The organism is Variovorax sp. ISS6 (assembly GCF_056523145.1).
Genome location: NZ_JAWRZC010000001.1, coordinates 4,949,677 through 4,970,711, shown reverse-complemented (window position 1 = coordinate 4,970,711; position 21,035 = coordinate 4,949,677). Strand labels below are relative to the sequence as shown.

The following is a 21,035-nucleotide window of genomic DNA, read 5'->3' as shown; positions in this document are numbered from 1 at the left end:
CGGGGTCGACGCGTCTTATTGTTTGTAGCTGTCGTCGATGCGGTCGAGCTTGCGGATCAGCGAGGGCCAGACGAACATGCCGCCGAGGCCGCCGCTTTGCACCTTCATGGCCTGGCCCACGCCTTCGATGATCTGCGGGTTCACGTGCGTGAGTTCGCTGCCGCCCGACTGGGCCGCGATCTGGATCTGGCAGGTGTTCTCGAAGGTGTACATCGAAAGGAACGCATCGGCAATGGTCTTGCCGCAGGTCAGGAGGCCGTGGTTGCGCAGCATCAGGAAGTTGGCGTGGCCCATGTCGGCCTGCAGCCGCGGCTTCTCGTCGTCGCGGAAGGCCACGCCCTCGTAGTCGTGGTAGGCCAGCGAGGCCAGCACGAAGGTCGACTGCTGGCTGATCGGCAGCACGCCGTTCTTCTGCGCGCTCACTGCGATGCCGGCCTTGGTGTGGGTGTGCAGCACGCACTGGATGTCCTCGCGCGCGGCATGCACGGCGCTGTGGATCACGAAGCCGGCCGGGTTCACGGGGTAGGGCGAGTCGATGATCTTGTTGCACTGCTGGTCGACCTTGACCAGGCTCGAGGCCGTGATCTCGTCGAACATCAGGCCGTAGGGGTTGATGAGGAAATGGTGCTCGGGGCCGGGCACGCGCGCGCTGATGTGGGTGAACACGAGGTCGCTCCAGCCGTACAGCGCCACGAGGCGATAGCAGGCGGCGAGGTCGACGCGCAGTTGCCATTCCTCGGCGGAGACGAGCTTCTGGACTTCGGATTGGGTGGTGGCGTTCATGGTGGGGGTCCTTTGGAGGTAGGGGGTCAGGCCGTGGCCGGCTCCTTCAGCGCCGACTTGTAGATGCTCTGCTTCGGCTGCGCCATCACGCGCCGCAGCATCGGCTCGAATTCGGCGATCGGCAGGGTCTCGGCCTTCGGGTCGAAGGCCGGGTTGTCGTAGAGCGCGCAGAACTCGGCCGTGCGCTCGTAGTGCGGGTGGCCCTTGAAGTTGTCGCGCATGTCGCGGTCCAGGCCGATGTGGTGGAAGAAGTAGTGGCCCTGGAAGATGCCGTGGTTCTGCACCATCCAGTGGTTGGCCTCGCTCACGAAGGGCTTGAGGATCGCGGCGGCGATGTCGGGATGGTTGAAGCTGCCGAGCGTGTCGCCGATGTCGTGCAGCAGCGCGCACACCACGTATTCCTCGTCGCGGCCGTCGCGCAGCGCGCGCGTGGCGGTCTGCAGCGAGTGGGTGTAGCGGTCGACCGGAAAGCCGCCGTAGTCGCCCTCGAGGATCTGCAGGTGCTTGATCACGCGTTCGGGCAGGCCGCGCGTGAACTGCATGAATTCGCCGCCGATCAGCTGCCAGTCCTCGCGCGTGCTGTCCTGCATGGTCTTGAAGCTTGCCCGTGCATTCATCGTTGTCGTCTCCGGTGGGTCTCTCGTTCGTGGGTGAGGGCACTGTAGACCCGGGCTTGACGCTCAACTGTCAAGAATTTGACAATTGAGGCTGCTGGTAAACCCCGCCCGCGTCTGTCGCCGACTTGTCTCGCGCCATCGGCCTCCACCTCTTTCCGGCCACCGCCGCACCGCATGTCCGCTCCCGCCAAACCGCGCCTGTCCGCCGCCCATCGCGCGGCGATGGAGTCCAACCCCTGGTTCATGAGCATGCCGCGCGCGCAGCGCGAGAACCTGCTGGGCGCGGCCGAGCTGATCCACCTGCGGCGCGGCGCCATGGTGTTCCGCCAGGGCGATCCGGTGATCGCCGACGGCGGCTTCTTCGGGCTGGCCGCGGGCACCATCAAGATCTCGTCGCTGCGCCAGGACGGCCGCGAGGCGATCCTCGCGGTGCTCGAGCCCGGCAACTGGTTCGGCGAGATCACGCTGATCGACGGCTCGCCGCGCACCCACGATGCCACCGCGCTCGAGGCGCTGGACCTGCTGGTGATCTCGCCGCGGTCCTTCGGGCTGCTGATGCGCGACGTGCTGTTCGCCAACGCGATCGCCGCCATGCTGGCCGCGCGCGTGCGCATGCTCTACGGCCTGGCCGAGGACGCCACGCTGCGCAGCCTGCGCGCGCGCGTCGCGCACCGGCTGCTGGTGCTGGCGCGCGGCGATGCCACGCAGTCGCAGCACACGCGCCAGCGCGTGGCGCTGCCGCAGGAAGCGCTGGCGATGATGCTCGGCGTGACGCGCCAGACGCTGTCGAAGGAACTCAATGCGCTCGCGGGGGAGGGCGTGGTGGCGCTGGGCTATGGCCGCATCGAACTGCTGTCACTCGAGGCGCTGCAGCGCATGGTCAGCACGGGCTGAACGGTTGTCACCGACGGGTCGATGGCGCGGCGTATAACGGCCTCCCGCCATGCCATGGGGGCCTGGCGGTCTTTCGTTCTACAGGGAAGGTTCCGAATCATGAGCAACATGCCGACAGTCGTTCTGGTCCATGGTTTCTGGGGTGGCGCCGCGCACTGGGCCAAGGTCATCGTCGAGCTTTCGCGCAAGGGCCATGTGGGCATCCGCGCGGTCGAGCTGCCGCTGACCTCGCTGGCCGATGACGCCGAGCGCACGCGCAGGATGGTGGCGCAGGTGCCGGGTCCGGTGCTGCTGGTGGGCCACTCCTATGGCGGCGCCGTCATCACGCAGGCGGGCGACCTGCCCAACGTGGTCGGGCTGGTCTACATCGCGGCCTTCGCGCCCGATGCGGGCGAGAGCCCCGGCGCCATCACCGAGCAGCATCCGCCGGTCGCGGTGCCCAACCTCGCGCCCGACAGCGACGGCTACCTGTGGGTCAAGCCCGAGAAGTTCCACGAGAGCTTCTGCCAGGACCTGAGCGCCGATGAGGGGCTGGTGATGGGCGTGACGCAGAAGGCGCCGCTGGCCAGCACCTTCGGCGACGCCATCACGGCGCCGGCCTGGAAGAACAAGCCCTCGTGGTACCAGATCTCGAGCGACGACCGCATGATCGCGCCGGCCAACCAGGAGCGCATGTCGGCGCGCCTCGGCGCGCGCAAGGTCATCACGCTGGCCGCGAGCCACGCCTCGCTGGCGTCGATGCCGGTGGAGGTGGCGGCGCTGATCGACGAGGCCGCGAAGGGCTGAGAGCTGGGCTCAGGCGCAGCGCGGTTTCGCGCTGCGCCAGCCGAGCACGGCCACCGAGCAGGCCGCCGCGACGACGATCGCCACGGCCACCGCCATCACCGCGAAGAAGGCCTGGTCGAAGGCCGTGTGCGCGAGCGCCACGAGCTGCGTGCCGGCCTGGGTGGGCAGCGTCTCGGCCGCGAGCAGGGCGCCATCGATGCCGTCGCGCGCCGAGGCCGGCACCGCCAGCGTGTCGGGAATGGCCAGCGTGGCCGTGTAGGTCGACGAGAGCACGCTGCCGAGCAGCGCGATGCCGAGCACGCCGCCCAGTTCGTACGACACCTCCTCGATCGACGCGGCCATGCCCGCGTGCTCGGCCGGCGCGTTGTTCATGATCGCGTTCGAGGCCGCCGTGATGGTCGCGCCCACGCCCAGGCCCAGCAGCACCAGCACCGCGAGCTTGAATGCGCCCGTGGCATCGACGGCCAGCGCCAGCCCGCACAGCGAGAGCGCGGTGGCCAGCAGGCCGCCGAGGATCAGCGGGCGCGAACCGATGCGCGGCAGCAGCATGCCCGCGAGCGGGCCCGCCACGAAGGCGGCGAGCGGCACCGGCAGGATCGTCAGGCCGGCCTGCAGCGGCGTGAGGCCGCTCACCAGCTGCAGCCGCTGGCTGAACACCAGCTCGACGCCGATCAGCGCCACCGAGGCCACGATGGCCGCGATCACGCCGCCCGAGAAATAGGGGTCGCGGAACAGCCGGAAGTCGACCAGCGGGCTCGCGCTGCGACGCTGGCGGCGCGCGAACAGCGTCATGGCCAGCAGGCTCAGCGCGCCGCTGATGCCCATCGCGAGGCCCGAGGGCGCGGGCTTGGCGAATTCCTTGATCGCGAGCACCAGGCAGACCAGCGCCACGAACACCTGCACCGAGCCGAGGACGTCGAAGGGCTTCGGGTGCGCGGTGGCGCCCGCGCGCCGCCCCGGCAGCAGCCAGGCGCCGAGCACCAGCGCGAGCACGACCACCGGCACGTTGACGAGGAACACGGAGCCCCACCAGAAGTACTCGAGCAGCACGCCGCCGACCACCGGGCCGAACGCGGCGCCGCCCGAGGCGACCGAGGCCCAGACGCCGATGGCGACCGCGCGCTCGCGCTCGTCGGCGAAGGCGAGCCGGATGATGGCCAGCGTGGCCGGCATCATCATCGAGGCGCCCACGCCCAGCAGACCGCGCGCCGCGATCAGCGCCGCGGGGCTGCCGGCATAGGCGGCGCACAGCGAGGCCACGCCGAAGACGATCAGGCCCGCGAGGAACATGCGCTTGTAGCCCACGCGGTCGCCGAGCGCGCCCATGCCGAGCAGGAAGCCCGACACCACCACGGTGTAGGCGTTGACGATCCAGAGCTTCTCGGACGAGGAGGCCGCGAGATCGTGCGTGAGCGTGGGCAGCGCCGTGTAGAGCACGGTCATGTCGACCACGATCAAGAGCAGCGCCATCGAGACGATCACCAGGGTGACCCATTGCCTGAACACGGTATTCATCGCTCAGGCCTCCAGTTCCTTGAGCATCGTGACCGAGACCGGCATGCAGCCGCGCGCCTCGAAGAAGCGGTGCGCGCCCTGGTTGCCGAGGCCGCTCTCGAGGAACAGGCGCGCGATGCCGCGCTGCCGCAGTTCGGCGCAGACCCAGTCGAACAGCTGGCCGCCGACGCCGGCCGACTGGAACGGCGCATCGACCACGAGGTCGTCGAGCGTGGCGAAGGCGCGCGCGGCGCGCCGGGTTTCGTCGATGGACACCAGCGCGATCGCGGCCAGCGCATCGCCGGCATGCGCGGTGGCGATCAGCGAGGCGGCCGTGGCCGGCGGCAGCGCGAGCGTTTCGCGCAGTTCGGCGCGCAGCACTTCGGGCAGGTCGCGGCGCCATTCGCCGGGCGCGACGGCGCGCTCGCCCTGCAGCTCGGAATGCGAGATGTAGCGCGGGCTCAGCTGGCGCATGAACAGCGCGGCGATGGCGGCTTCCTGCGCGGGGTCGTGGCACCAGTTCAGGTCGATGGGGGCGGTATGGATGCGGGGCATCGCGAGACGGGAGATCGGCATACGAACGGACTTCTCTTTTCAGGGACGGGGCGAGGTCGCCTCGCCTGGACTGCCGATCTTGCTTCAATAGAATGGATGAATAAAGATGAAACCCATCTGATAAATAGATAGAAAGAGGCAGGCCCATGGAATGGACCGTCGACCAGTTGCGCCAGTTCGTCACCACCGCCGACTGCGGCTCGTTCTCGGCGGCCGCGCGCCGGCTCGGCAAGGCGCAGTCGGCCGTGAGCACCGCCATCGGCCTGCTCGAGGCCGACCTCGGCGTGGCGCTGTTCGATCGCTCGCGGCGCAATGCGCAGCTGTCCGAGGCGGGGCAGGTGCTGCTGCTCGAGGCGCGCGAGCTGCTGCGCCAGGCCGAGCAGCTCGACCAGCGCGCGCGCTCGCTGCACGACGGCAGCGAGGCCGCGCTCTCGATGGCCTTCGACGAGGCGCTGCCGTACACCGCCATCGCCACGCTGTTGCGCGAGATCTCGGTGAAGTACCCGAGCCTCGAACTCACGTTGCTCAACGGCACCGCCACCGAGGTGGCCGATTACGTGGAGCAGGAGCGCGCGAGCGTGGCCTTCCATTTCGACCGTGGCCCGGCGCGCGCCTGCTTCGAGCTGCGCCGCATCGGCAGCGTGCCGCAGGGCGTGTTCGTGGCGGTCGACCATCCGCTGGCCGACGGCCGCACCGTGCGGCGCAAGGACCTGGTCGGGCACCGGCAACTGCTGATGCATGCGGACGACGTGCACGAGGTGGCCTACAGCCCGCGCGTCTGGCGCTCCGACAGCTTCTACAGCACGGCCGAGATGGTGGCCGACAAGCTCGGATGGGCCGTGCTGCCCGTCAACATCGCGCACTACGAGGGCTACCGCCAGGCCCTCAAGGAACTGCCGTGCCCCGCGCTCGCGCTGCCGCGGCTGTCGGTGCGCATGCTGTGGCTGCAGGGGCGGCCGCTGGGCGCCACCGCGCTCTACGTGCAGCAGCGCTTCGCGGAGCTGCTGCTCGACAGCACGGCCTGAACCGTCCGGCGCTCAGGCGCGCCTGCCGTCCTCCGCGGCGCGCCCGTGGTGCTTGCGATGCCCGATGCGCTGCGCGCGGTAGATGCCCGTGTGCCCCGAGAACAGGTAGGCGGTGACGCAGCCGATCGCGGCCAGGGGGCCGATGTCGGCGCCGAACAGTTCCATCGCCATCAGGGTGGTGGCGATCGGGGTGTTCGCGGCCCCCGCGAAGACGGCGACGAAGCCGATGCCGGCCAGCAGCGCGAAGGGCATGTGCAGCAGCGGCGCCAGCGCGTTGCCCAGGGTCGCGCCGATGTAGAACAGCGGCGTGACCTCGCCGCCCTTGAAGCCCGTGCCGAGCGAGGCGACGGTGAAGACCAGCTTGGCGAGGAAATCCCAGGGCTGCATGGGCGCCTGGAACGAGCGGACGATGTCGGGGATGCCCAGGCCGATGTAGCGGTGGGCATCGAGCGCCCACACCGCCGTGGCGATGACCACGCCGCCCGCGAAGGGACGCAGCGGCGGGTAGGCGATCAGGCGCTTGACCAGCGCGCCCAGCGCATGGGCCGCGGTGGCGAACAGCATGCCGACCAGGCCGAACAAGATGCCCGCGAGGACCACCGCGAGCACGCGCCAGGCGTCGATGGCGCCCACCGCACCGATCGCATAGTGGGTGTGGTGGATGCCCCAGGCGGTGCAGACCCGGTCGGCCACGAAGGCCGCGACGATGCAGGGAAAGAGCGCGTCGTAGCGCATGCGGCCGATGGCCAGCACCTCGAGGCCGAAGATGGCCCCGGCCAGCGGCGTGCCGAACACCGACGCGAAGCCCGCGGCGATCCCGCTCATCAGCAGCACGCGGCGGTCCTCGCGCTGCAGGCGGAACACGTGCGTGAGCTGATCGGCCAGCGCGCCGCCCATCTGCACGGCCGTGCCCTCGCGGCCGACCGAGGCGCCGAACAGGTGCGAGACCACGGTGCCGCCCAGCACCAGCGGCACCATGCGCAGCGGCACCACCTGGCGAGGGTCGTGGATCTCCTCGATCAGCAGGTTGTTGCCGGCGTCCACCTGCTTGCCGAGCCGGTGATAGACCCAGCCCACGGCCATGCCGGCGACGGGCAGCAGCCAGACGATCCAGCGATGGGCCTCGCGCCAGGCCGTGGCCAGGTCGAGGGCGTGCAGGAAGAAGGCCGAGGCGGTGCCGGCCAGGGCGGCCACGAGCGTGGCGAGCAGCAGCCATCGGCCGATGAAGGGCAGCAGTTGCAGCGGTTCGAAGTTGGAAAGTTTGCGCATGGTTCAGGGGCTCGGATCGATCGGCCTGACCAGCGGGGGATGCATGCACGCGAGCGCCTACAGCCCTGACGAGGTCAGGTGTCTGTAGGCGTCATCAGCCGCACGGAGGTGCGGCGGTTCGAAGAGGTACGCCATCTCTTGGGCCTGGATTCTAAGAGGGCGGTCTCCGGCGCCGTCCCGTGGCATGGCTCTTGCGAAGAAGTAGCCCGATGGGAAACTTATTCGCCAAAACTGGGCAACTCTCGATACGGGATTTACCCCTGGAGCGGCGGATATTTCATCTCAGGGAAAGCGATATGTTTCCCATTGGGAAACAAAACTAATCTTCGCGCAGCTTCCAACGCCCGTGCACGAAAACGGGCAACCCGTGCCGCCGCCGCCCTCGAGGCGGGCGGTCCCCGCCAGCAGAGCCATCAACCTCGCATCGGAGAGCCACCACCATGAATCACCCCGCAAACCCCGCGCTGGCCCAGGAGGGACGGTCGGCCGAGACCGACAGCTCCGAAGTCAGCCGTGTCGTGTTCGCCAGCTCGGTCGGAACCATCATCGAGTGGTACGACTTCCTGATCTACGGCACCGCCGCCGCGCTGGTCTTCAACAAGATCTTCTTTCCCGCCGACGACCCGCTGATGGGCACGCTGGCCGCGCTGGGCAGCGCGGCCGTGGGCTTCTTCGCGCGGCCCTTCGGCGGCGCGGTGTTCGGCTACTTCGGCGACCGGCTGGGCCGCAAGTCGATGCTGCTGCTGACGCTCGCGATCATGGGACTCGGCACCTTCGCCATCGGCCTGCTGCCGACCTACCAGCAGATCGGCATCTGGGCGCCGATCCTCCTGATCGTGCTGCGCATCGTGCAGGGCATCGGCCTGGGCGGCGAGTGGGGCGGGGCGGCGCTGATGGTGCTCGAGCATGCGCCTAAGCGCCGGCGCGGGCTGTGCGGCAGCCTGGTGCAGGTCGGTTTCCCGATCGGCCTGATCCTGTCGGCGGGCGTCTATTCGATGGTGTCGACCCTGCCCGAGGAGGACTTCATGGCCTGGGGCTGGCGCGTGCCCTTCCTGCTGAGCGTGGTGCTGGTGGCGCTCGGTGCCTTCATCCGCACGCGGGTGTCGGAGTCGCCGGTGTTCCTCGAGATGAAGGCCAAGAAGGAGATCGCGCGCAATCCCTTCGCCGAAGCGGTGTTCCGCGATCCGAAGAACTTCCTGATCGCGGTCGGCCTGAAGATCTGCGAGGTCTCGTGGGTCTACATGCTCACGGTGTTCATGGTGGTCTACGCGACCAAGAACCTGGGCCTGCCCAAGGAGATGCTGCTCAACGCGATCATGGTCGCGGCGGCGATCGAGGTGGTGACGATTCCGCTGTTCGGCTGGCTGTCGGACATCGTCGGGCGCCGCCCGTTCTACTTCGCGGGCACGCTCTTCACCATCGTCTTCGCGTTCCCGCTGTTCTGGCTGGTCGACACGCGCGATCCGTGGATCATCATCGCCGCGACCGCGGTGGCGCTGAGCTTCGGCCACGGCCTGATGTTCGGCCCGCAGGCCACCTACTTTCCCGAGCTCTTCGGCGCACGCGTGCGCTACACCGGCGCCTCGTTCGGCTTCCAGGTGTCGGCCGCGCTCGGCGGCGGACTGGCGCCGATCCTCGCCACCCTGCTGGTGGGCAAGCTCGGCGGCACCGCGGGCGTGTCGATCATGCTGATCGGCCTGGCCTGCGTGACCCTGGTGGCGGCCTTCTTCGCGCACGAGACGCGCGACGACTCGGTGCGCAACTTCTGAGCGCGGCCGCATGACCTTCGTCGTGACCGAAGCCTGCATCGCATGCCGCTATGGCGAGTGCGTGTCGGTGTGCCCGCAGAACGCCTTCCACGAAGGACCGAACTTCGTGGTCATCGATCCGCGCGCCTGCGCCAACTGCGGCCTGTGCGAGATGGTGTGCCCGGTGCAGGCGATCCATCCCGCAGCCGACCTCGCGCCCGACCAGCGCGACTGGATCGCGCTCAATGCGCGGCTCGCTGCGCAGTGGCCGCTGGCAGTCGGCACCCAGGCGCTGGCCGATGCCGACGCGCATGCCTTCGACACCGCCAAGCGCGAGCGCCTGATCCTCGAACCATGACCCCCACGCCTTTTTCATTCAGAACGGAGACCCGCGCATGCACATGACCTTCCTGCTCTACGAGGGCATCGAGCCCGTGGACCTCGCCGCCATCGGCGTGGTCTCGATGGCGCGGCGCGTGATCCCCGAGCTCGGCTACCAGACCGTGTCCTTCGACCGCGCGCCGGTCACGCTCGCCAACGGCCTGCAGGTGCTGCCGAACAAGAGCTTCGAGGAGGTGCGCGAGGTCGACGTGCTGCTGGTGCCCGGCGGGCCCGGCTGGCGCGCCGCCTCGCAGGATGCGCGCGTGCTCGAGTTCGTGCGCCGCGTGGCGCCCGAAGCGCTGGTCTGCTCGGTCTGCACCGGCGCGATGATCCTGGCCGAGGCCGGCGTGCTCGACGGCCTGCGCGCGACCACCAAGTTCGAGGTGGTGCCACCCGAGACCTCGCCGCTCGATGAGCTGCGGCAACGCTATCCGGCGATCCGCACCGAGCCCGCGCTCGTGGTCGACAACGGCCGCGTGGTCACTGGCGGCGGCGTCACGCTGTGCATCGACGCCGTGCTGTACCTGATCGAGAAACGCTTCGGCCCCGCACCCGCGGCCGAGGTGGCCCGGATCATGGAATACGGCGCCGCGCGCGAGGCCAACCGGCTGCGCTTCGCCGCCTGATCCGTTCCGTGATTTCGAAAGTTGTCCAATGGGAAACTTCGATCTAGAATCGAATCCACCCGCTGCGGCGATGTCCCCCGTCCCCCACCCATCCATTCATTCACAGGAGTCAAACACCATGTCCGCCGTCTTCAAGGAACGCCTCTCCGGCAAGCTGCAACCCACCATCGGTGGTTCCGTCTACGTCGATCCCGCCACGCTCGAATGGCGGCCCTCGCAGTTTCCGAAGATCCAGATGAAAGTGCTCTACCGCAACGACGCATCGGGCGAGATGACGGTGCTGCTCAAATGGGAACCCGGCGCGGTGCTGCCGTTCCACAAGCATCCCGAGATCGAGCAGAGCTGGGTGCTCGAGGGTTCGTTCTCGGACCACGACGGCATCTGCCGCGCGGGCCAGTTCGTCTGGCGCCAGCCGGGCTCGCTGCACGAGACGCGCTCGGACGAGGGCTGCACCATCCTCGCGATCTATCGCAAGCCCAATGTGTTCTTCAACGCAGCGGGTTTCGAAGCCGACAAGAACTGAGTTCTTCTCGCGCGGTGCCGGCCATCCGGGCAACCGGGTGTGCCGGCAGGTAAACCGGTTCCATTAAATTCGGAGCATGGTTGCTTCAAAGAAAACCGCCCGCGCGCCCAGGCGCGCGGCGGCCCCCGCCGCTCCAGCCGTGGCAGCGGCCCCCGCCGAGGTGCCGGCCCATGTGGACCTCGGCGTGCGCCTCAAGCAGCGGCGCCTCGAGGCGGGCCTCACGCTCGCGGCGCTGGCCGAACAGGCCGGCTTCGGCAAGGCCTACCTCTCGCGCATCGAGAGCGGCCAGAAGGTGCCGCCGATCGGCTCGCTGGCGCGCATCGCGAGCGTGCTGGGCATCGAGGCCGCGAGCCTGCTCACCGACAACGCGCATGCGCAGCAGAGCTGGCGCGGCGTGAGCCTGGTGCGGCATGCCGACAAGCGCCCGACCGTGATGGGCGGCAGCGCCTTCGGCTACGACTACTTCGCGCTGACCGACGCCACCACCGACCGCGCGCTGCAGCCCTTCCTGTTCACCTTCCCCGACAAGGTCGACAAGTTCGTGTTCTTCGAGCACGAGGGCGAGGAGATGATGCACGTGCTCACGGGCCGCGTGGAGTGGCAGGTCGGGGGCGACAAGTTCATCCTCGAGCCCGGCGACACGCTGCATTTCGACGCGCGCATCCCGCACCGCGGGCATGCGCTCGCGGGGCCGGCCACGGCGCTGGTGGTGATCTATTCGCCCGTGGGCTACCACCCGAACCTGGCCTGAAGCTTCAGCGCAGCACGCGGCCGTCCGAAGAGATGCTGATCAGGTCGATGCTGCGCACGTTGTCGCGCAGGCCCGGGCGCAGGTTGATGCGGAAGCCGCCGACGTCGTAGTCGGTCATCGCGCCCATCACGCGCTGCAGGCTCTGCGGCGTGAAGCCGCGGCCCGCGCGGCGCACCGCCTCGCCCACGGTCTTGGCGGCGATGAAGCCCTCGAGGCCTTCGTACGAAGGCGCCTGGTCCGAGTTGTCGACCGCGGCACGGTACTCCTTGACGATCGGGATCGCCGAAGGCCGCGGCGAGGGCACGACCTGCGAGATCACGATGCCGCCGATGTCCTTGCCGAGTTCGGCGTAGAGCGGGTCGATGCCCACGATCGAGAAGGCCATGAAGCTGCCGGTGTAGCCGCTCTTGCGCAGCGCGCGGATGGCATTGGCCGTGGTGCCCGAGAGCGACACCAGCACGATGGCCTGCGGCGAGGGCTTCTGCACGGCCTTGAGCGCCTCCTCGAGCGGCTTGCCGCCACCCGCGGGCACCAGCGCGGTGGCGACCAGCGGCGGCAGCTTGAGTTCGCTCACGGCCTGCTGCACCGCCGCGAGGCCGGCATGGCCCATCGCGTCGTCGTCGCCCACCAGCGCGATGCGGGTCTGCCCCACGGTGGCGCACTGGCGCACGATCTTCAGCGCCTCGTCGATCATGCCGGGGCGCACATGGAACACGTTGGGATGCGCGGGGCCGCGCAGGGTGTCCGAGGCCGCGAAGGGCGCGAACAGCAGGCTGCCCTGCTGGGTGGCGACCTCGGCGCCGGCATTGCTGCTGGCGGTGCCGACGAAGCCGAACAGCATGTCGGCCTTGTCGCGCGACAGCAGGGTGCGGGCGTTGGCCGCCGCGCGGGCGGCGTCGTAGCCGTCGTCGAGCTGCAGCAGCTTGAGCTGCAGGCCGCTGGCGGCATTGCGCTCGTTGAAGTCGCTCACCGCGAGCCGGCTGCCGGCCGCGAAGGCCAGGCCGATCTCGCCGGCCGTGCCGGTCAGCGGCACCGACTGGCCGAGCAGCACCACGCGGGCGCCGGCGGGCGCGGCCGCGCGGGTGGCCTGCGCGAACGCGCGGGGCAGGGCCGTGCCCAGGGTCAGCAGGGCGCCGGTCTTCATCAGCCACTGTCTGCGTGCGTCGTTCATCGGACACCTTTTGCTAAAAATAGTAAAAAAGTGTAGCAATTTGGATGCCCGACGGGAAGTTTTGCCCATGCAGAATCGCCCGCATGAACAAGATCGCTGTGCTGGCACTGGGATGTGCCGTGTTGGCCGGTTGCACCGACCTGGCCCGGAACAGGGCGCCGGAGGCACCGGAGGCCGGCTTCTCGCAGGGCGGGACCGGGACGCCGGCGCTGGAGATCGCCGCGCCCCCCACGATCGCGCCCGCGCCCGCGCCGATGGCGGATCCGGCACCGGCGCGGCGGCCAGCGCCGGTGTCCGACGCGCGCGTGCTGCAGCGCTCGATCCCGCCCTATCCCTCGCAACTGGCCGAGCAGGGCGTGGCGGGCACGGTGGTCGCGGCCTTCGACGTCGACCCCGAGGGGCGTGCCGATCGCATCCGGATCCTCAGCTCGCCGCATCCGCTGCTGTCGCAGGCGGTGACGAAGTCGCTCCAGGCCTGGCGTTTCGAGCCGGCGCGCGACGCGAACGGCCAGGGCCTGCGCAGCGCGATGCGGTTGCCGTTCCGCTTCGTCGTCGAAGACTGACGAAGGGGCGGTGCGCTCAGGCGCGCTCGAACACCAGGTCCCAGACCCCGTGGCCCAGCTTGAGGCCGCGGTTCTCGAACTTGGTCAGCGGTCGGTAGTCGGGCTTGGGCGCGTAGTCGGCGGCGGTGTTGCGCAGCAGCGGCTCGGCCGACAGCACCTCGAGCATCTGCTCGGCATAGGGCTGCCAGTCGGTGGCGCAATGGATGTAGCCGCCGGGGCGCAGGTGCTGCGCGAGCTTGGTCACGAACTCGGCCTGGATCAGCCGGCGCTTGTTGTGGCGCTTCTTGTGCCAGGGATCGGGAAAGAACACGTGCACGCCGGCCAGCGTGGCGGGCTGCAGCATGTGGTCGAGCACCTCGACGGCATCGTGCGCGCAGATGCGGATGTTCGGGATGCTCTGCTCGCCGATGCGCTTGAGCAGCGCGCCCACGCCGGGCTCGTGCACCTCGCAGCAGAGGAAGTCGGTGTCGGGCCGCACGGTCGCGATGTGGGCCGTGGCCTCGCCCATGCCGAAGCCGATCTCGAGCACGGTCGGCGCCTCGCGGCCGAAGGCGGCGGCCAGGTCCAGCGTCTGCTCGCGGTAGGGCAGCAGGAACAGCGGGCCCAGCTCGGCGAAGGCGCGCGCCTGGCCGTCGGTGGTGCGGCCGCCGCGCTTCACGAAGCTCTTGAGGCGGCGGTGCAGCGGATGGGGCGTAGTGCTGTCGCCTGCGTCGTCGGCGGGCGGAAGGTCGTGGGACACGGTATCGGGAAAGGTCATTGCGGCCGCGAATTGTAGAGAGCGCGCCATGCGGGCACCCAGCCGGCCAGCGCCTCGGCGCAGGAAGCGCCTGCGGCCGGGCCCAGGCCGAGCACGCGTGCCGCCGCCTCGAGCGCGGCGCGCGCGGCCTCGGGGGTGGCGGTGTCGAAGGCCGCCGCGCCGTTCTGCTTCGAGAGCTTGTGGCCGTCGGCGCCGCGCACCAGCGGCGTGTGCAGGTAGCGCGGCGTTGGCAGCCCGAGCGCGCGCTGCAGCAGGATCTGGCGCGCGGTGTTGTCGGCCAGGTCCTCGCCGCGCACCACGTCGCTCACGCCCTGGTCGGCATCGTCGACCACCACCGCGAGCTGGTAGGCCCAGGGGCCGTCGGCGCGGCGCAGCACGAAGTCGCCGACCTCGCGGGCGACGTCCTGGCCCTGCGCGCCGAGGCGGCGGTCGACCCAGTGGAGTTCGCCCGGCGCCGCGGCCTCGAACTTCTGCGTGGCGAAGCGCCAGGCGCGCGCGGGCTTGCCATGCAGGCCGTCGCGGCAGGTGCCGGGGTAGACGCGCTCGCCATGGCGCTCGTGCTGCCGGCCGAGCCGCGCGAGCGCTTCGTCGATGTCCTTGCGCGAGCAGCCGCAGGGGTAGGCGAGGCCGCGTTCGCGCAGGCGAGCCAGCGCAGCCTCGTAGCGCGCGGTGCGCGCGGTCTGCCACACGGGCTCTTCGTCGGGGATCAGCGCGCAGTCGGCGAGCTGGCGCAGGATGCGCTCGCCCATGCCCGGCAGGCAGCGCTCGGTGTCGGCGTCCTCGATGCGCACCAGCCAGCGCGCCCGCGGGCCTTGCGCGCGCACGTCGAGCCAGCTCGCGAGCGCGGCGACCAGCGAGCCCGCGTGCAGCGGGCCGGTGGGCGAGGGAGCGAAGCGGCCGACGGGAGGCATGGAAAACGGCAGGGGGCCGCGGCCGGCCCCGGAACGCGAACTACAGTGCCGCGAGCGCGAGCGACAGGCCCGAGACGAAGGCGTCCTCGACGCGGTGGCCGATGCACCAGTCGCCGGCCACGCCGATGCGCGCCTTGGCGTCCCACAGGTGGCTCTGGCCCACCGGCACCTGGGTCTGGGCCTCGGCCCAGCACAGCGCCTGCGCATGGGCCGGCGTGGCATGGATGCCGGTGATCTCGGAGAAGGCGCGCAGCAGCTTGGCCTCGATGCGCGGCGCGTCGTCGCGCAGGTGTTCCTGCGACCAGGTGGCGCTGGCCTGCAGGGTCCAGCGCTCGATGCGTTCGCGGCCGGGCTTGGACGATTCGCGCGCCAGCCAGGCCACGCGGTGGTGCGTGCTGCGCGCGGCGTTCCATTGCGGGCCCAGGTGCGACATGGTCGGCTGGTTGGCCTGCGGGAAGGCGATCATCAGCGTCCAGCACGGCGCGATGCGCACCGGCTCGACCTGGCGGCTGATGCTGCGGGACAGCTTGCCGTCCTCGAGCAGCGCGCGGGCGCGCGAGGGCGGCACCGCGAGCAGCACCGCGTCGAAGCCCGAGTACACGCGCTGCGAGTCGCCGGCACCGGCGGTGCGCAGCTGCCAGCGCGCGGCATCGAGCGCGTCGGGCTCGATGCGCGTGACCTGCGTGCCGGTGACCAGGCTGTCGCCCAGCGGCCGCGCCCATTGCGCCACCAGCGAGTCCATGCCGGGCTGGGCCACCCAGTGCGATTCGAGCGAGGGCAGCGCGGCCTCGGCCACGCGGCCGTGGGCATCGAGCACGCGCACGAGGTTGGCGCTCCAGCGCCGGCACAGGCCGGGCACGGTTTCGAGTGCCTGCGCGAAGCGCGCGTCGCGCACGGTGAAGTACTGCGCGCCGCTGTCGAAGCGGCCGAAGGCGGTGTCGACGCTGGCCATGCGGCCGCCCGCCCCGTCGCCGCGCTCGAACAGCGTGACGCTGTGGCCGGCCTGCACCAGCGTGCGCGCGCAGGCCACGCCGGCCATGCCGGCGCCGACGACGGCGTAGTGGCGCGGCGCGGCGGCGGGTGCGGTGTCGGGGGAGGGGGCCGGGGTTCGGTGGCGGTCTGCCTTGGCGCGAGGACGAGTGGTCATGCTGGACCCTTTTCTTGTGACGAGGTGAAGACGGTGGATGCTGCGCCGACTCTAACCCGGTCTGCGCGCGTGCCGCAGCCACCCTGGGGCAAACGACGATGCGCGTCCCGCGGGCATCAACGGCCGCGGTGCCGTTCGAGCAGCGCGCGCCGCGTGCCCTCGTGCTCGAACTGGGCGAGCCACCACTCGAGAGCGCGCCCGGGCTTGCCGGCCGCGCGCACGCGCCAGGCGCAGTGCATGCTGCCCAGCGGCGGCTGGCGCTCGGTGCGGCGCTCGACCAGGTGGCCGGCCTCGATGTAGGGCCGTGCCATCGGCTCGGGCAGGAAGCCGCCGCCCAGGCCGTGCAGCTGCGCCGCGAGCTTGGCCTGCATGGTCGGCACGGTCAGCACGTCCTGTCCGCCGACCAGGTTGACCGTCATGCCGGGACTGCTGCGCGCCGAGTCGGCCGCGGCCACCGCGCGGTACTGGCGCAGCACGGCGTCGCTCAGCGGTTCCTCGAGCCGCGCCAGCGGATGGTGCGGCGCCACCGCGTAGATGAAGCGCAGCTCGCCCAGCGGCAGGCTGCGCAGGCCGGTGGCGGTGAACGCCAGGCTGGCGGCATCGAGCACCGCGCCGATCGCGAGGTCGGCCTCGCCGCTGGTCAGCGCCTCGATGGTGCCCAGCAGGGTCTCGTCGCGCAGCTTCAGGCGGGTCGGCGGCTCGAGCGCGAAGAAGGCGGTGGCGAGGTCGAGCAGCGGATCGCGCGCGATCACGCTGTCGACCGCGATCGTGAGCATCGGCTCCCAGCCGGTGGCCACGCGCTTCACGCGGTTGGCCACGGCGTCGATCTCGCCGAGCAGTCGCGCCGCCTCGCGCAGCAGCTCGGCGCCGGCCTCGGTCAATTTCGCCTGCCGCGCGCTGCGGTCGAACAAGAGCACGTCGAGCGCATCCTCGATCTGGCGCACGCGGTAGCTCAGCGCGCTGGGCACGAGGTCGAGCGCGCGCGCCGCCGCGGCGAAGCTGCCGGTGTGGGCCACGGTCTGCAGCATGGCGAGCGCATCGGGGGTCAGCACGTCGCGGGGGCTGGGCATGGTCGCGGCTCCATTGATCAAAAAATTTGAATGATGCCATCAAAGCGCGGCGCTTTTCCCTCGGGGGCGCGGGCCTAAAGTTCTTCCCATCCGCTGCGCATCCGGCGCGGCATACGAAGAAGGCCGATGATCCCCACGGGACCGGCCCAAGGAGTCCGACGATGTTGCAAGTCCGTAAATCCCAGGAACGCGGTTATGCCGACCACGGCTGGCTGCGCTCGTTCCACAGCTTTTCCTTCGCCAACTACTACGACCCGGCCCACATGGGCTTCGGCAACCTGCGCGTGATCAACGAGGACCGCGTGGCCGCCGGTGCCGGCTTCGGCACCCATGGCCACAAGGACATGGAGATCATCAGCTACGTGCTCTCGGGCGAGCTGGCGCACAAGGACAGCATGGGCAACGTGGAATCGATCCCGCCCGGCGACGTGCAGCGCATGAGCGCCGGCCGCGGCGTGATGCACAGCGAGTTCAACCACAAGGCCGACGAGACCACGCACTTCCTGCAGATCTGGATCCAGCCCAACGTGCGCGGCATCGAGCCCGGCTACGAGCAGAAGAAGTTCGATGCGGCCGAGAAGCGCGGCAAGCTGCGCCTGGTGGCCTCGCCCGACGGCGCCGACGGTTCGGTCACGGTGCATGCCGATGCGCGCCTGTTCGCGGGCCTGCTCGACGGCGACGAGCGCGCGAGCCTCGCGCTCGATCCGAAGCGCAAGGGCTACGTGCACCTTGTGCGCGGCGAGCTCGAGGTCAATGGCCAGAAGCTCGCGGGCGGCGACGCCGCGCTGCTCGAGGGCGAATCGCGGCTGACGCTGGCCGGCGGCAAGGATGCCGAGGTGCTGGTGTTCGACCTCGCCGCCTGATGTGTTCCCGGGCCGGGCGAGGGCCCGGCCTTTTTTCGCGACCCGTTCCCTTCATTCCATTCAACACAACCGAGGAGTTCGAACCATGGCAACCACCACCACCCCCAACGGCGCGCAGGACACGCTGGCGCTGATCGGCCGCATCCTGATCGCCTACCTGTTCATCCCGGCCGGCATCGGCAAGCTCATGGGCTTCGGCGGCACCGTGGGCTACATCACCTCGGCCGGCCTGCCCTTGCCCGAGGTGGCGGCGGCGATCGCGATCGTGGTCGAGCTCGGCCTGGGCATCGCGCTGCTGCTGGGCTTCAAGACCCGCTGGACCGCGATCGCCATGGCCATCTTCACGGTCGCGACCGCGCTGTTCTTCCACAAGTACTGGGCCGTGCCCGACGCGATGAAGATGGCGCAGCAGATCAACTTCAACAAGAACATCGCGATCGCCGGCGGCCTGCTCGCCTTCGCCGCCTTCGGTCCCGGCCGCTTCAGCATCGACAAGCGCTGATCCCCGCATCCATTCCCATCGCAAGGAGCCACCGAACATGAGCAACATCGTCGTCGTCTTCCATTCCGGCTACGGCCATACCCAGCGCGTGGCGCAAGCCGTGGCCGACGGCGCGGGCGCGCAGCTGCTCGCCATCGACGCGGACGGCAACCTGCCCGAGGGCGGCTGGGAGACCCTGGCCGCGGCCGACGCGATCATCCTGGGCTCGCCCACCTACATGGGCGGCGTGAGCTGGCAGTTCAAGAAATTCGCCGATGCATCGTCGAAGGTCTGGTACACGCAGGGCTGGAAGGACAAGCTCTTCGCGGGCTTCACCAACAGCGCCACCATCAACGGCGACAAGGTCACGACCATGACCTACCTGTGGACGCTCGCGATGCAGCACAGCGGCATCTGGGTCAGCATGGGCATCCTGCCGACCAACAACAAGGCCGCCACGCGCGATTCGACCAACTACATCGGCGGCTACGGCGGCCTGCTGACGCAGTCGCCCTCGGACGCGAGCCCGGCCGAGATTCCCCGCGGTGACCTCGACACCGCGCGGTCTTTCGGCGAGCGCGTGGCCGCGGTGGCAAGATCGCGCGGCTGACCATCGCCTGAGCGGGCCGCCCCCGGCCCGGGGCACCCACGGAGAGAACACGATGACCGACGCCACCCCCGCCACCCGTTTGCTGCAACCGCACGACAAGGACCTGGGGGGCGGCTTCAACGTGCGGCGCCTGCTGCCCGCGGCCGTGCGCCGCTCGGTCGGCCCTTTCGTGTTCTTCGACCATTTCGGCCCGGCCACCGAGCAGCCGGGCCATGCGCACGACGTGCGCCCGCATCCGCACATCGGCCTGGCCACCGTCACCTACCTGTTCGAGGGCGCGATGATGCATCGCGACAGCATCGGCAGCGTGCAGGAGATCCTGCCGGGCGCCATCAACTGGATGACCGCGGGCCGCGGCATCGTGCACTCCGAGCGCAAGCCCGAACGCCTGCTGGCCGAGACCTTCGTCAATCACGGCCTGCAGCTGTGGGCCGCGCTGCCTCAGGCCCATGAGGAAGTGGAGCCCGCCTTCGAGCACACCGCGGCCGATGCGATCCCCGCGCTGTTCGAGCAGGGCGTGGGCGTGCGCGTGCTGGTGGGCGAGGCCTTCGGCGCGCGCTCGCCCGTCACGACCTTCTCGCGGACCGTCTACCTCGACATCGCGCTGCCGGCCGGCGCGAGCTTCGCGCTGCCCGCGCTGGCGCCCGAGCTCGCGGTCTACCCGATCGATGGCGACATCGGCCTCGACGGCGTGGCCGTGCCGATGCACACCATGGCCGTGCTGGCCGACGGGCAGGGCGCCAACCTCACGGCGCCCGTGACCGCGCCGGTGCGGCTGGTGGTGATCGGCGGCGAGCCGCTCGACGGGCCGCGCTACATCACCTGGAACTTCGTCTCGAGCCGGCGCGAACGCATCCTGCAGGCCGGCGAGGACTGGGCCGCGCAGCGCATGGGCCACGTGCCCGGCGAGACCGAGTTCATCCCGCTGCCGGGCAAGCCCTTCGGCGTGCGCGAGCCCGACACGGGCAGCACGCCCACCTGAGTTCTACAGCGCGAGCTTGTAGCCCTCGTGGCTCGCCACGAAGCCCAGCCGCTCGTAGAAGCGATGGGCATCGGGCCGGCGCTTGTCGGTCGTGAGCTGCACCAGGGTGCAGCCCCGCTCGCGGCAGCGCGCGATCGCCCACTCGAACATCCGCTGGCCCAGCCCCGCATCGCGCCGCTGCGCCGCGATGCGCACGACCTCGATCTGGCCGCGGCATGCACCCTGGTGCGCGATGCCCGGAATGAACGAGAGTTGCAGCGTGCCGACCACCGTGTCGCCCTCGGTCACCACCACCAGTTGCTGGTTCGCATCGGCCGCGATGGCCTCGAAGGCGGCGACGTAGCGCGCATCGACGACAGCGGGTGAAGCACCCGCGGCCTCGCGTTCGCGGCCCAGCGGATCGTCGGCGAGCAGGGCGACGATGGCGGCCAGATCGGTGCGCGTCGCGGTTCTGAAAACGATAGGGTTCACTTGTGAAACTCTGTTGCATCGTCGCGCGCCAGTTGGCGCGAAACGTCATCGCCCGATAGTAAAGTGCGCCCGCCGCGAGGGAGGGAACACCGGCCCCGCGACCCACAACCACAACGACGTTGAAGAAAGCGAGCGAGGCGAGATGGCGATTCAGAAGACACCGGAAACGGCACCGGGCGAATACGGCGACCTGTTCGAGTTCCTGATGAAGGAGCTCAAGCTGTTCCAGCGCAAGCTGCTGGTGATGCTCAAGCACGTGAAGACCGGCGAGTCGCAGGTCTACAAGCAGGCCTGGTACGACTTCCACCTCAAGGACCGCCTCACGGCACTGCTCAAGGCCGAGGACTATGCGGCGGTCGCGCAGCTGCCGGTCAACAAGGCCGGCCAGACCGGCATCTACATCGAGACCCGCTACGTGAAGTCGGGCGAGGTGGTGGGCTTCCAGCTGGTGGAAGCGCGGCCGCACGAGGGCGGCCGCTACGTGGGGCTCACGCCGGCCGCGGTCTACACCGAGGCTGACGGGCGCCGCGTGCTGGCCTTCGCCGAAGGCCTCTAAA

25 protein-coding genes and 1 riboswitch are annotated in these 21,035 nt (G+C 70.0%); of the genes, 14 read left to right on the top strand and 11 right to left on the bottom strand.

All coding sequences use genetic code 11. The annotated features are described in order from the left end of the window. Positions 1–15: 15 nt before the first annotated feature. Positions 16–783: a class II aldolase/adducin family protein gene (locus tag AC1HIL_RS23130; protein WP_057597476.1), complete on the bottom strand. Its 768-nt coding sequence runs from the start codon at positions 781–783 to the stop codon at positions 16–18. Positions 784–809: 26 nt separating this feature from the next. Further along, on the bottom strand, positions 810–1,400 hold the full coding sequence (locus AC1HIL_RS23125; RefSeq protein ID WP_057597477.1) for an HD domain-containing protein: 591 nt from the start codon (positions 1,398–1,400) through the stop codon (positions 810–812). 174 nt (positions 1,401–1,574) lie between these two features. Here AC1HIL_RS23125 and AC1HIL_RS23120 point away from each other — a divergent pair, with 174 nt between their 5' ends. Continuing rightward, complete coding sequence (locus tag AC1HIL_RS23120) at positions 1,575–2,294, top strand: Crp/Fnr family transcriptional regulator (RefSeq protein WP_057597478.1); 720 nt, start codon at positions 1,575–1,577, stop codon at positions 2,292–2,294. A 99-nt stretch (positions 2,295–2,393) separates the two neighbouring features. After that, entirely contained in the window at positions 2,394–3,080 is a 687-nt protein-coding gene (locus AC1HIL_RS23115; protein WP_057597479.1) for an alpha/beta hydrolase, read from the top strand. Between the two features lie 9 nt (positions 3,081–3,089). On the opposite strand, the gene AC1HIL_RS23110 is transcribed toward AC1HIL_RS23115, so the two are convergent. Continuing rightward, positions 3,090–4,595 carry an MFS transporter gene (locus AC1HIL_RS23110; protein ID WP_479670083.1) on the bottom strand — a complete coding sequence of 502 codons (1,506 nt, stop codon included), beginning with the start codon at positions 4,593–4,595 and terminating at the stop codon, positions 3,090–3,092. 3 nt (positions 4,596–4,598) lie between these two features. Further along, entirely contained in the window at positions 4,599–5,150 is a 552-nt protein-coding gene (locus AC1HIL_RS23105) for a GNAT family N-acetyltransferase (protein ID WP_479670082.1), read from the bottom strand. A gap of 125 nt (positions 5,151–5,275) precedes the next feature. Between AC1HIL_RS23105 and AC1HIL_RS23100 the strand changes: the two genes are divergently transcribed. Beyond that, positions 5,276–6,154 carry a LysR family transcriptional regulator gene (locus AC1HIL_RS23100; protein WP_057598144.1) on the top strand — a complete coding sequence of 293 codons (879 nt, stop codon included), beginning with the start codon at positions 5,276–5,278 and terminating at the stop codon, positions 6,152–6,154. A gap of 12 nt (positions 6,155–6,166) precedes the next feature. Here the strand turns inward: AC1HIL_RS23100 and AC1HIL_RS23095 are convergent, their stop codons facing one another. Continuing rightward, the gene (locus AC1HIL_RS23095) at positions 6,167–7,423 is read right to left on the bottom strand and encodes a voltage-gated chloride channel family protein (RefSeq protein WP_479670081.1); all 1,257 of its coding nucleotides are present in this window, start codon (positions 7,421–7,423) and stop codon (positions 6,167–6,169) included. A 78-nt stretch (positions 7,424–7,501) separates the two neighbouring features. Beyond that, a riboswitch (Fluoride riboswitch) is annotated at positions 7,502–7,571 on the bottom strand. Positions 7,572–7,863: 292 nt separating this feature from the next. On the opposite strand from AC1HIL_RS23095, the gene AC1HIL_RS23090 reads away from it, so the two are divergent. The 5 genes from AC1HIL_RS23090 to AC1HIL_RS23070 all read left to right on the top strand — a co-directional run bounded on the left by AC1HIL_RS23090 (position 7,864) and on the right by AC1HIL_RS23070 (position 11,452). Beyond that, positions 7,864–9,192 (top strand): MFS transporter, encoded by a 1,329-nt coding sequence (locus AC1HIL_RS23090; RefSeq protein WP_057597520.1) that lies wholly within the window; start codon positions 7,864–7,866, stop codon positions 9,190–9,192. A gap of 10 nt (positions 9,193–9,202) precedes the next feature. Further along, positions 9,203–9,529, top strand: a complete 327-nt coding sequence (locus tag AC1HIL_RS23085; protein ID WP_479670080.1) for a ferredoxin family protein — start codon at positions 9,203–9,205, stop codon at positions 9,527–9,529. A 37-nt stretch (positions 9,530–9,566) separates the two neighbouring features. After that, entirely contained in the window at positions 9,567–10,178 is a 612-nt protein-coding gene (locus AC1HIL_RS23080) for a DJ-1/PfpI family protein (protein ID WP_413763196.1), read from the top strand. Positions 10,179–10,296: 118 nt separating this feature from the next. Next, positions 10,297–10,701 (top strand): cupin domain-containing protein, encoded by a 405-nt coding sequence (locus AC1HIL_RS23075; protein WP_057597523.1) that lies wholly within the window; start codon positions 10,297–10,299, stop codon positions 10,699–10,701. A 139-nt stretch (positions 10,702–10,840) separates the two neighbouring features. After that, complete coding sequence (locus tag AC1HIL_RS23070) at positions 10,841–11,452, top strand: helix-turn-helix domain-containing protein (protein WP_057597524.1); 612 nt, start codon at positions 10,841–10,843, stop codon at positions 11,450–11,452. 4 nt (positions 11,453–11,456) lie between these two features. Here the strand turns inward: AC1HIL_RS23070 and AC1HIL_RS23065 are convergent, their stop codons facing one another. Continuing rightward, on the bottom strand, positions 11,457–12,623 hold the full coding sequence (locus AC1HIL_RS23065; protein WP_057597525.1) for an ABC transporter substrate-binding protein: 1,167 nt from the start codon (positions 12,621–12,623) through the stop codon (positions 11,457–11,459). Between the two features lie 83 nt (positions 12,624–12,706). On the opposite strand from AC1HIL_RS23065, the gene AC1HIL_RS23060 reads away from it, so the two are divergent. Further along, complete coding sequence (locus tag AC1HIL_RS23060) at positions 12,707–13,186, top strand: energy transducer TonB (protein ID WP_261207225.1); 480 nt, start codon at positions 12,707–12,709, stop codon at positions 13,184–13,186. Positions 13,187–13,202: 16 nt separating this feature from the next. Here the strand turns inward: AC1HIL_RS23060 and trmB are convergent, their stop codons facing one another. The 4 genes from trmB to AC1HIL_RS23040 all read right to left on the bottom strand — a co-directional run bounded on the left by trmB (position 13,203) and on the right by AC1HIL_RS23040 (position 17,071). Further along, positions 13,203–13,943 (bottom strand): tRNA (guanosine(46)-N7)-methyltransferase TrmB, encoded by a 741-nt coding sequence (gene trmB / locus AC1HIL_RS23055; RefSeq protein ID WP_261207227.1) that lies wholly within the window; start codon positions 13,941–13,943, stop codon positions 13,203–13,205. Beyond that, a complete protein-coding gene (gene gluQRS, locus AC1HIL_RS23050) occupies positions 13,940–14,854 on the bottom strand; it encodes a tRNA glutamyl-Q(34) synthetase GluQRS (protein ID WP_479670079.1) in 915 nt (304 codons plus the stop codon). The genes trmB and gluQRS overlap by 4 nt, the downstream gene beginning before the upstream one ends. A gap of 40 nt (positions 14,855–14,894) precedes the next feature. Continuing rightward, complete coding sequence (locus AC1HIL_RS23045) at positions 14,895–16,001, bottom strand: NAD(P)/FAD-dependent oxidoreductase (RefSeq protein WP_479670078.1); 1,107 nt, start codon at positions 15,999–16,001, stop codon at positions 14,895–14,897. A 116-nt stretch (positions 16,002–16,117) separates the two neighbouring features. Further along, positions 16,118–17,071, bottom strand: a complete 954-nt coding sequence (locus tag AC1HIL_RS23040; RefSeq protein ID WP_057596748.1) for a LysR family transcriptional regulator — start codon at positions 17,069–17,071, stop codon at positions 16,118–16,120. Positions 17,072–17,232: 161 nt separating this feature from the next. On the opposite strand from AC1HIL_RS23040, the gene AC1HIL_RS23035 reads away from it, so the two are divergent. The 4 genes from AC1HIL_RS23035 to AC1HIL_RS23020 all read left to right on the top strand — a co-directional run bounded on the left by AC1HIL_RS23035 (position 17,233) and on the right by AC1HIL_RS23020 (position 20,007). Beyond that, positions 17,233–17,934 carry a pirin family protein gene (locus AC1HIL_RS23035; protein ID WP_479670077.1) on the top strand — a complete coding sequence of 234 codons (702 nt, stop codon included), beginning with the start codon at positions 17,233–17,235 and terminating at the stop codon, positions 17,932–17,934. Positions 17,935–18,019: 85 nt separating this feature from the next. After that, positions 18,020–18,436 (top strand): DoxX family protein, encoded by a 417-nt coding sequence (locus AC1HIL_RS23030; protein ID WP_057596750.1) that lies wholly within the window; start codon positions 18,020–18,022, stop codon positions 18,434–18,436. A 37-nt stretch (positions 18,437–18,473) separates the two neighbouring features. Next, complete coding sequence (locus AC1HIL_RS23025) at positions 18,474–19,025, top strand: flavodoxin family protein (RefSeq protein WP_057596751.1); 552 nt, start codon at positions 18,474–18,476, stop codon at positions 19,023–19,025. A 52-nt stretch (positions 19,026–19,077) separates the two neighbouring features. Then, complete coding sequence (locus AC1HIL_RS23020) at positions 19,078–20,007, top strand: pirin family protein (RefSeq protein WP_057596752.1); 930 nt, start codon at positions 19,078–19,080, stop codon at positions 20,005–20,007. 3 nt (positions 20,008–20,010) lie between these two features. On the opposite strand, the gene AC1HIL_RS23015 is transcribed toward AC1HIL_RS23020, so the two are convergent. Then, positions 20,011–20,478 carry an N-acetyltransferase family protein gene (locus tag AC1HIL_RS23015; RefSeq protein WP_479670076.1) on the bottom strand — a complete coding sequence of 156 codons (468 nt, stop codon included), beginning with the start codon at positions 20,476–20,478 and terminating at the stop codon, positions 20,011–20,013. Positions 20,479–20,620: 142 nt separating this feature from the next. Between AC1HIL_RS23015 and AC1HIL_RS23010 the strand changes: the two genes are divergently transcribed. Next, positions 20,621–21,034, top strand: a complete 414-nt coding sequence (locus tag AC1HIL_RS23010) for a hypothetical protein (protein WP_057596754.1) — start codon at positions 20,621–20,623, stop codon at positions 21,032–21,034. Position 21,035 lies beyond the last annotated feature (1 nt).

Coding starts and splice junctions, on each gene's coding strand:
- AC1HIL_RS23130 (WP_057597476.1), bottom strand. CDS start 783: ATGAACGCCACCACCCAATCCGAAGTCCAGAAGCTCGTCTCCGCCGAG.
- AC1HIL_RS23125 (WP_057597477.1), bottom strand. CDS start 1,400: ATGAATGCACGGGCAAGCTTCAAGACCATGCAGGACAGCACGCGCGAG.
- AC1HIL_RS23120 (WP_057597478.1), top strand. CDS start 1,575: ATGTCCGCTCCCGCCAAACCGCGCCTGTCCGCCGCCCATCGCGCGGCG.
- AC1HIL_RS23115 (WP_057597479.1), top strand. CDS start 2,394: ATGAGCAACATGCCGACAGTCGTTCTGGTCCATGGTTTCTGGGGTGGC.
- AC1HIL_RS23110 (WP_479670083.1), bottom strand. CDS start 4,595: ATGAATACCGTGTTCAGGCAATGGGTCACCCTGGTGATCGTCTCGATG.
- AC1HIL_RS23105 (WP_479670082.1), bottom strand. CDS start 5,150: ATGCCGATCTCCCGTCTCGCGATGCCCCGCATCCATACCGCCCCCATC.
- AC1HIL_RS23100 (WP_057598144.1), top strand. CDS start 5,276: ATGGAATGGACCGTCGACCAGTTGCGCCAGTTCGTCACCACCGCCGAC.
- AC1HIL_RS23095 (WP_479670081.1), bottom strand. CDS start 7,423: ATGCGCAAACTTTCCAACTTCGAACCGCTGCAACTGCTGCCCTTCATC.
- AC1HIL_RS23090 (WP_057597520.1), top strand. CDS start 7,864: ATGAATCACCCCGCAAACCCCGCGCTGGCCCAGGAGGGACGGTCGGCC.
- AC1HIL_RS23085 (WP_479670080.1), top strand. CDS start 9,203: ATGACCTTCGTCGTGACCGAAGCCTGCATCGCATGCCGCTATGGCGAG.
- AC1HIL_RS23080 (WP_413763196.1), top strand. CDS start 9,567: ATGCACATGACCTTCCTGCTCTACGAGGGCATCGAGCCCGTGGACCTC.
- AC1HIL_RS23075 (WP_057597523.1), top strand. CDS start 10,297: ATGTCCGCCGTCTTCAAGGAACGCCTCTCCGGCAAGCTGCAACCCACC.
- AC1HIL_RS23065 (WP_057597525.1), bottom strand. CDS start 12,623: ATGAACGACGCACGCAGACAGTGGCTGATGAAGACCGGCGCCCTGCTG.
- AC1HIL_RS23060 (WP_261207225.1), top strand. CDS start 12,707: ATGAACAAGATCGCTGTGCTGGCACTGGGATGTGCCGTGTTGGCCGGT.
- trmB (WP_261207227.1), bottom strand. CDS start 13,943: ATGACCTTTCCCGATACCGTGTCCCACGACCTTCCGCCCGCCGACGAC.
- gluQRS (WP_479670079.1), bottom strand. CDS start 14,854: ATGCCTCCCGTCGGCCGCTTCGCTCCCTCGCCCACCGGCCCGCTGCAC.
- AC1HIL_RS23045 (WP_479670078.1), bottom strand. CDS start 16,001: ATGACCACTCGTCCTCGCGCCAAGGCAGACCGCCACCGAACCCCGGCC.
- AC1HIL_RS23040 (WP_057596748.1), bottom strand. CDS start 17,071: ATGCCCAGCCCCCGCGACGTGCTGACCCCCGATGCGCTCGCCATGCTG.
- AC1HIL_RS23035 (WP_479670077.1), top strand. CDS start 17,233: ATGTTGCAAGTCCGTAAATCCCAGGAACGCGGTTATGCCGACCACGGC.
- AC1HIL_RS23030 (WP_057596750.1), top strand. CDS start 18,020: ATGGCAACCACCACCACCCCCAACGGCGCGCAGGACACGCTGGCGCTG.
- AC1HIL_RS23025 (WP_057596751.1), top strand. CDS start 18,474: ATGAGCAACATCGTCGTCGTCTTCCATTCCGGCTACGGCCATACCCAG.
- AC1HIL_RS23020 (WP_057596752.1), top strand. CDS start 19,078: ATGACCGACGCCACCCCCGCCACCCGTTTGCTGCAACCGCACGACAAG.
- AC1HIL_RS23010 (WP_057596754.1), top strand. CDS start 20,621: ATGGCGATTCAGAAGACACCGGAAACGGCACCGGGCGAATACGGCGAC.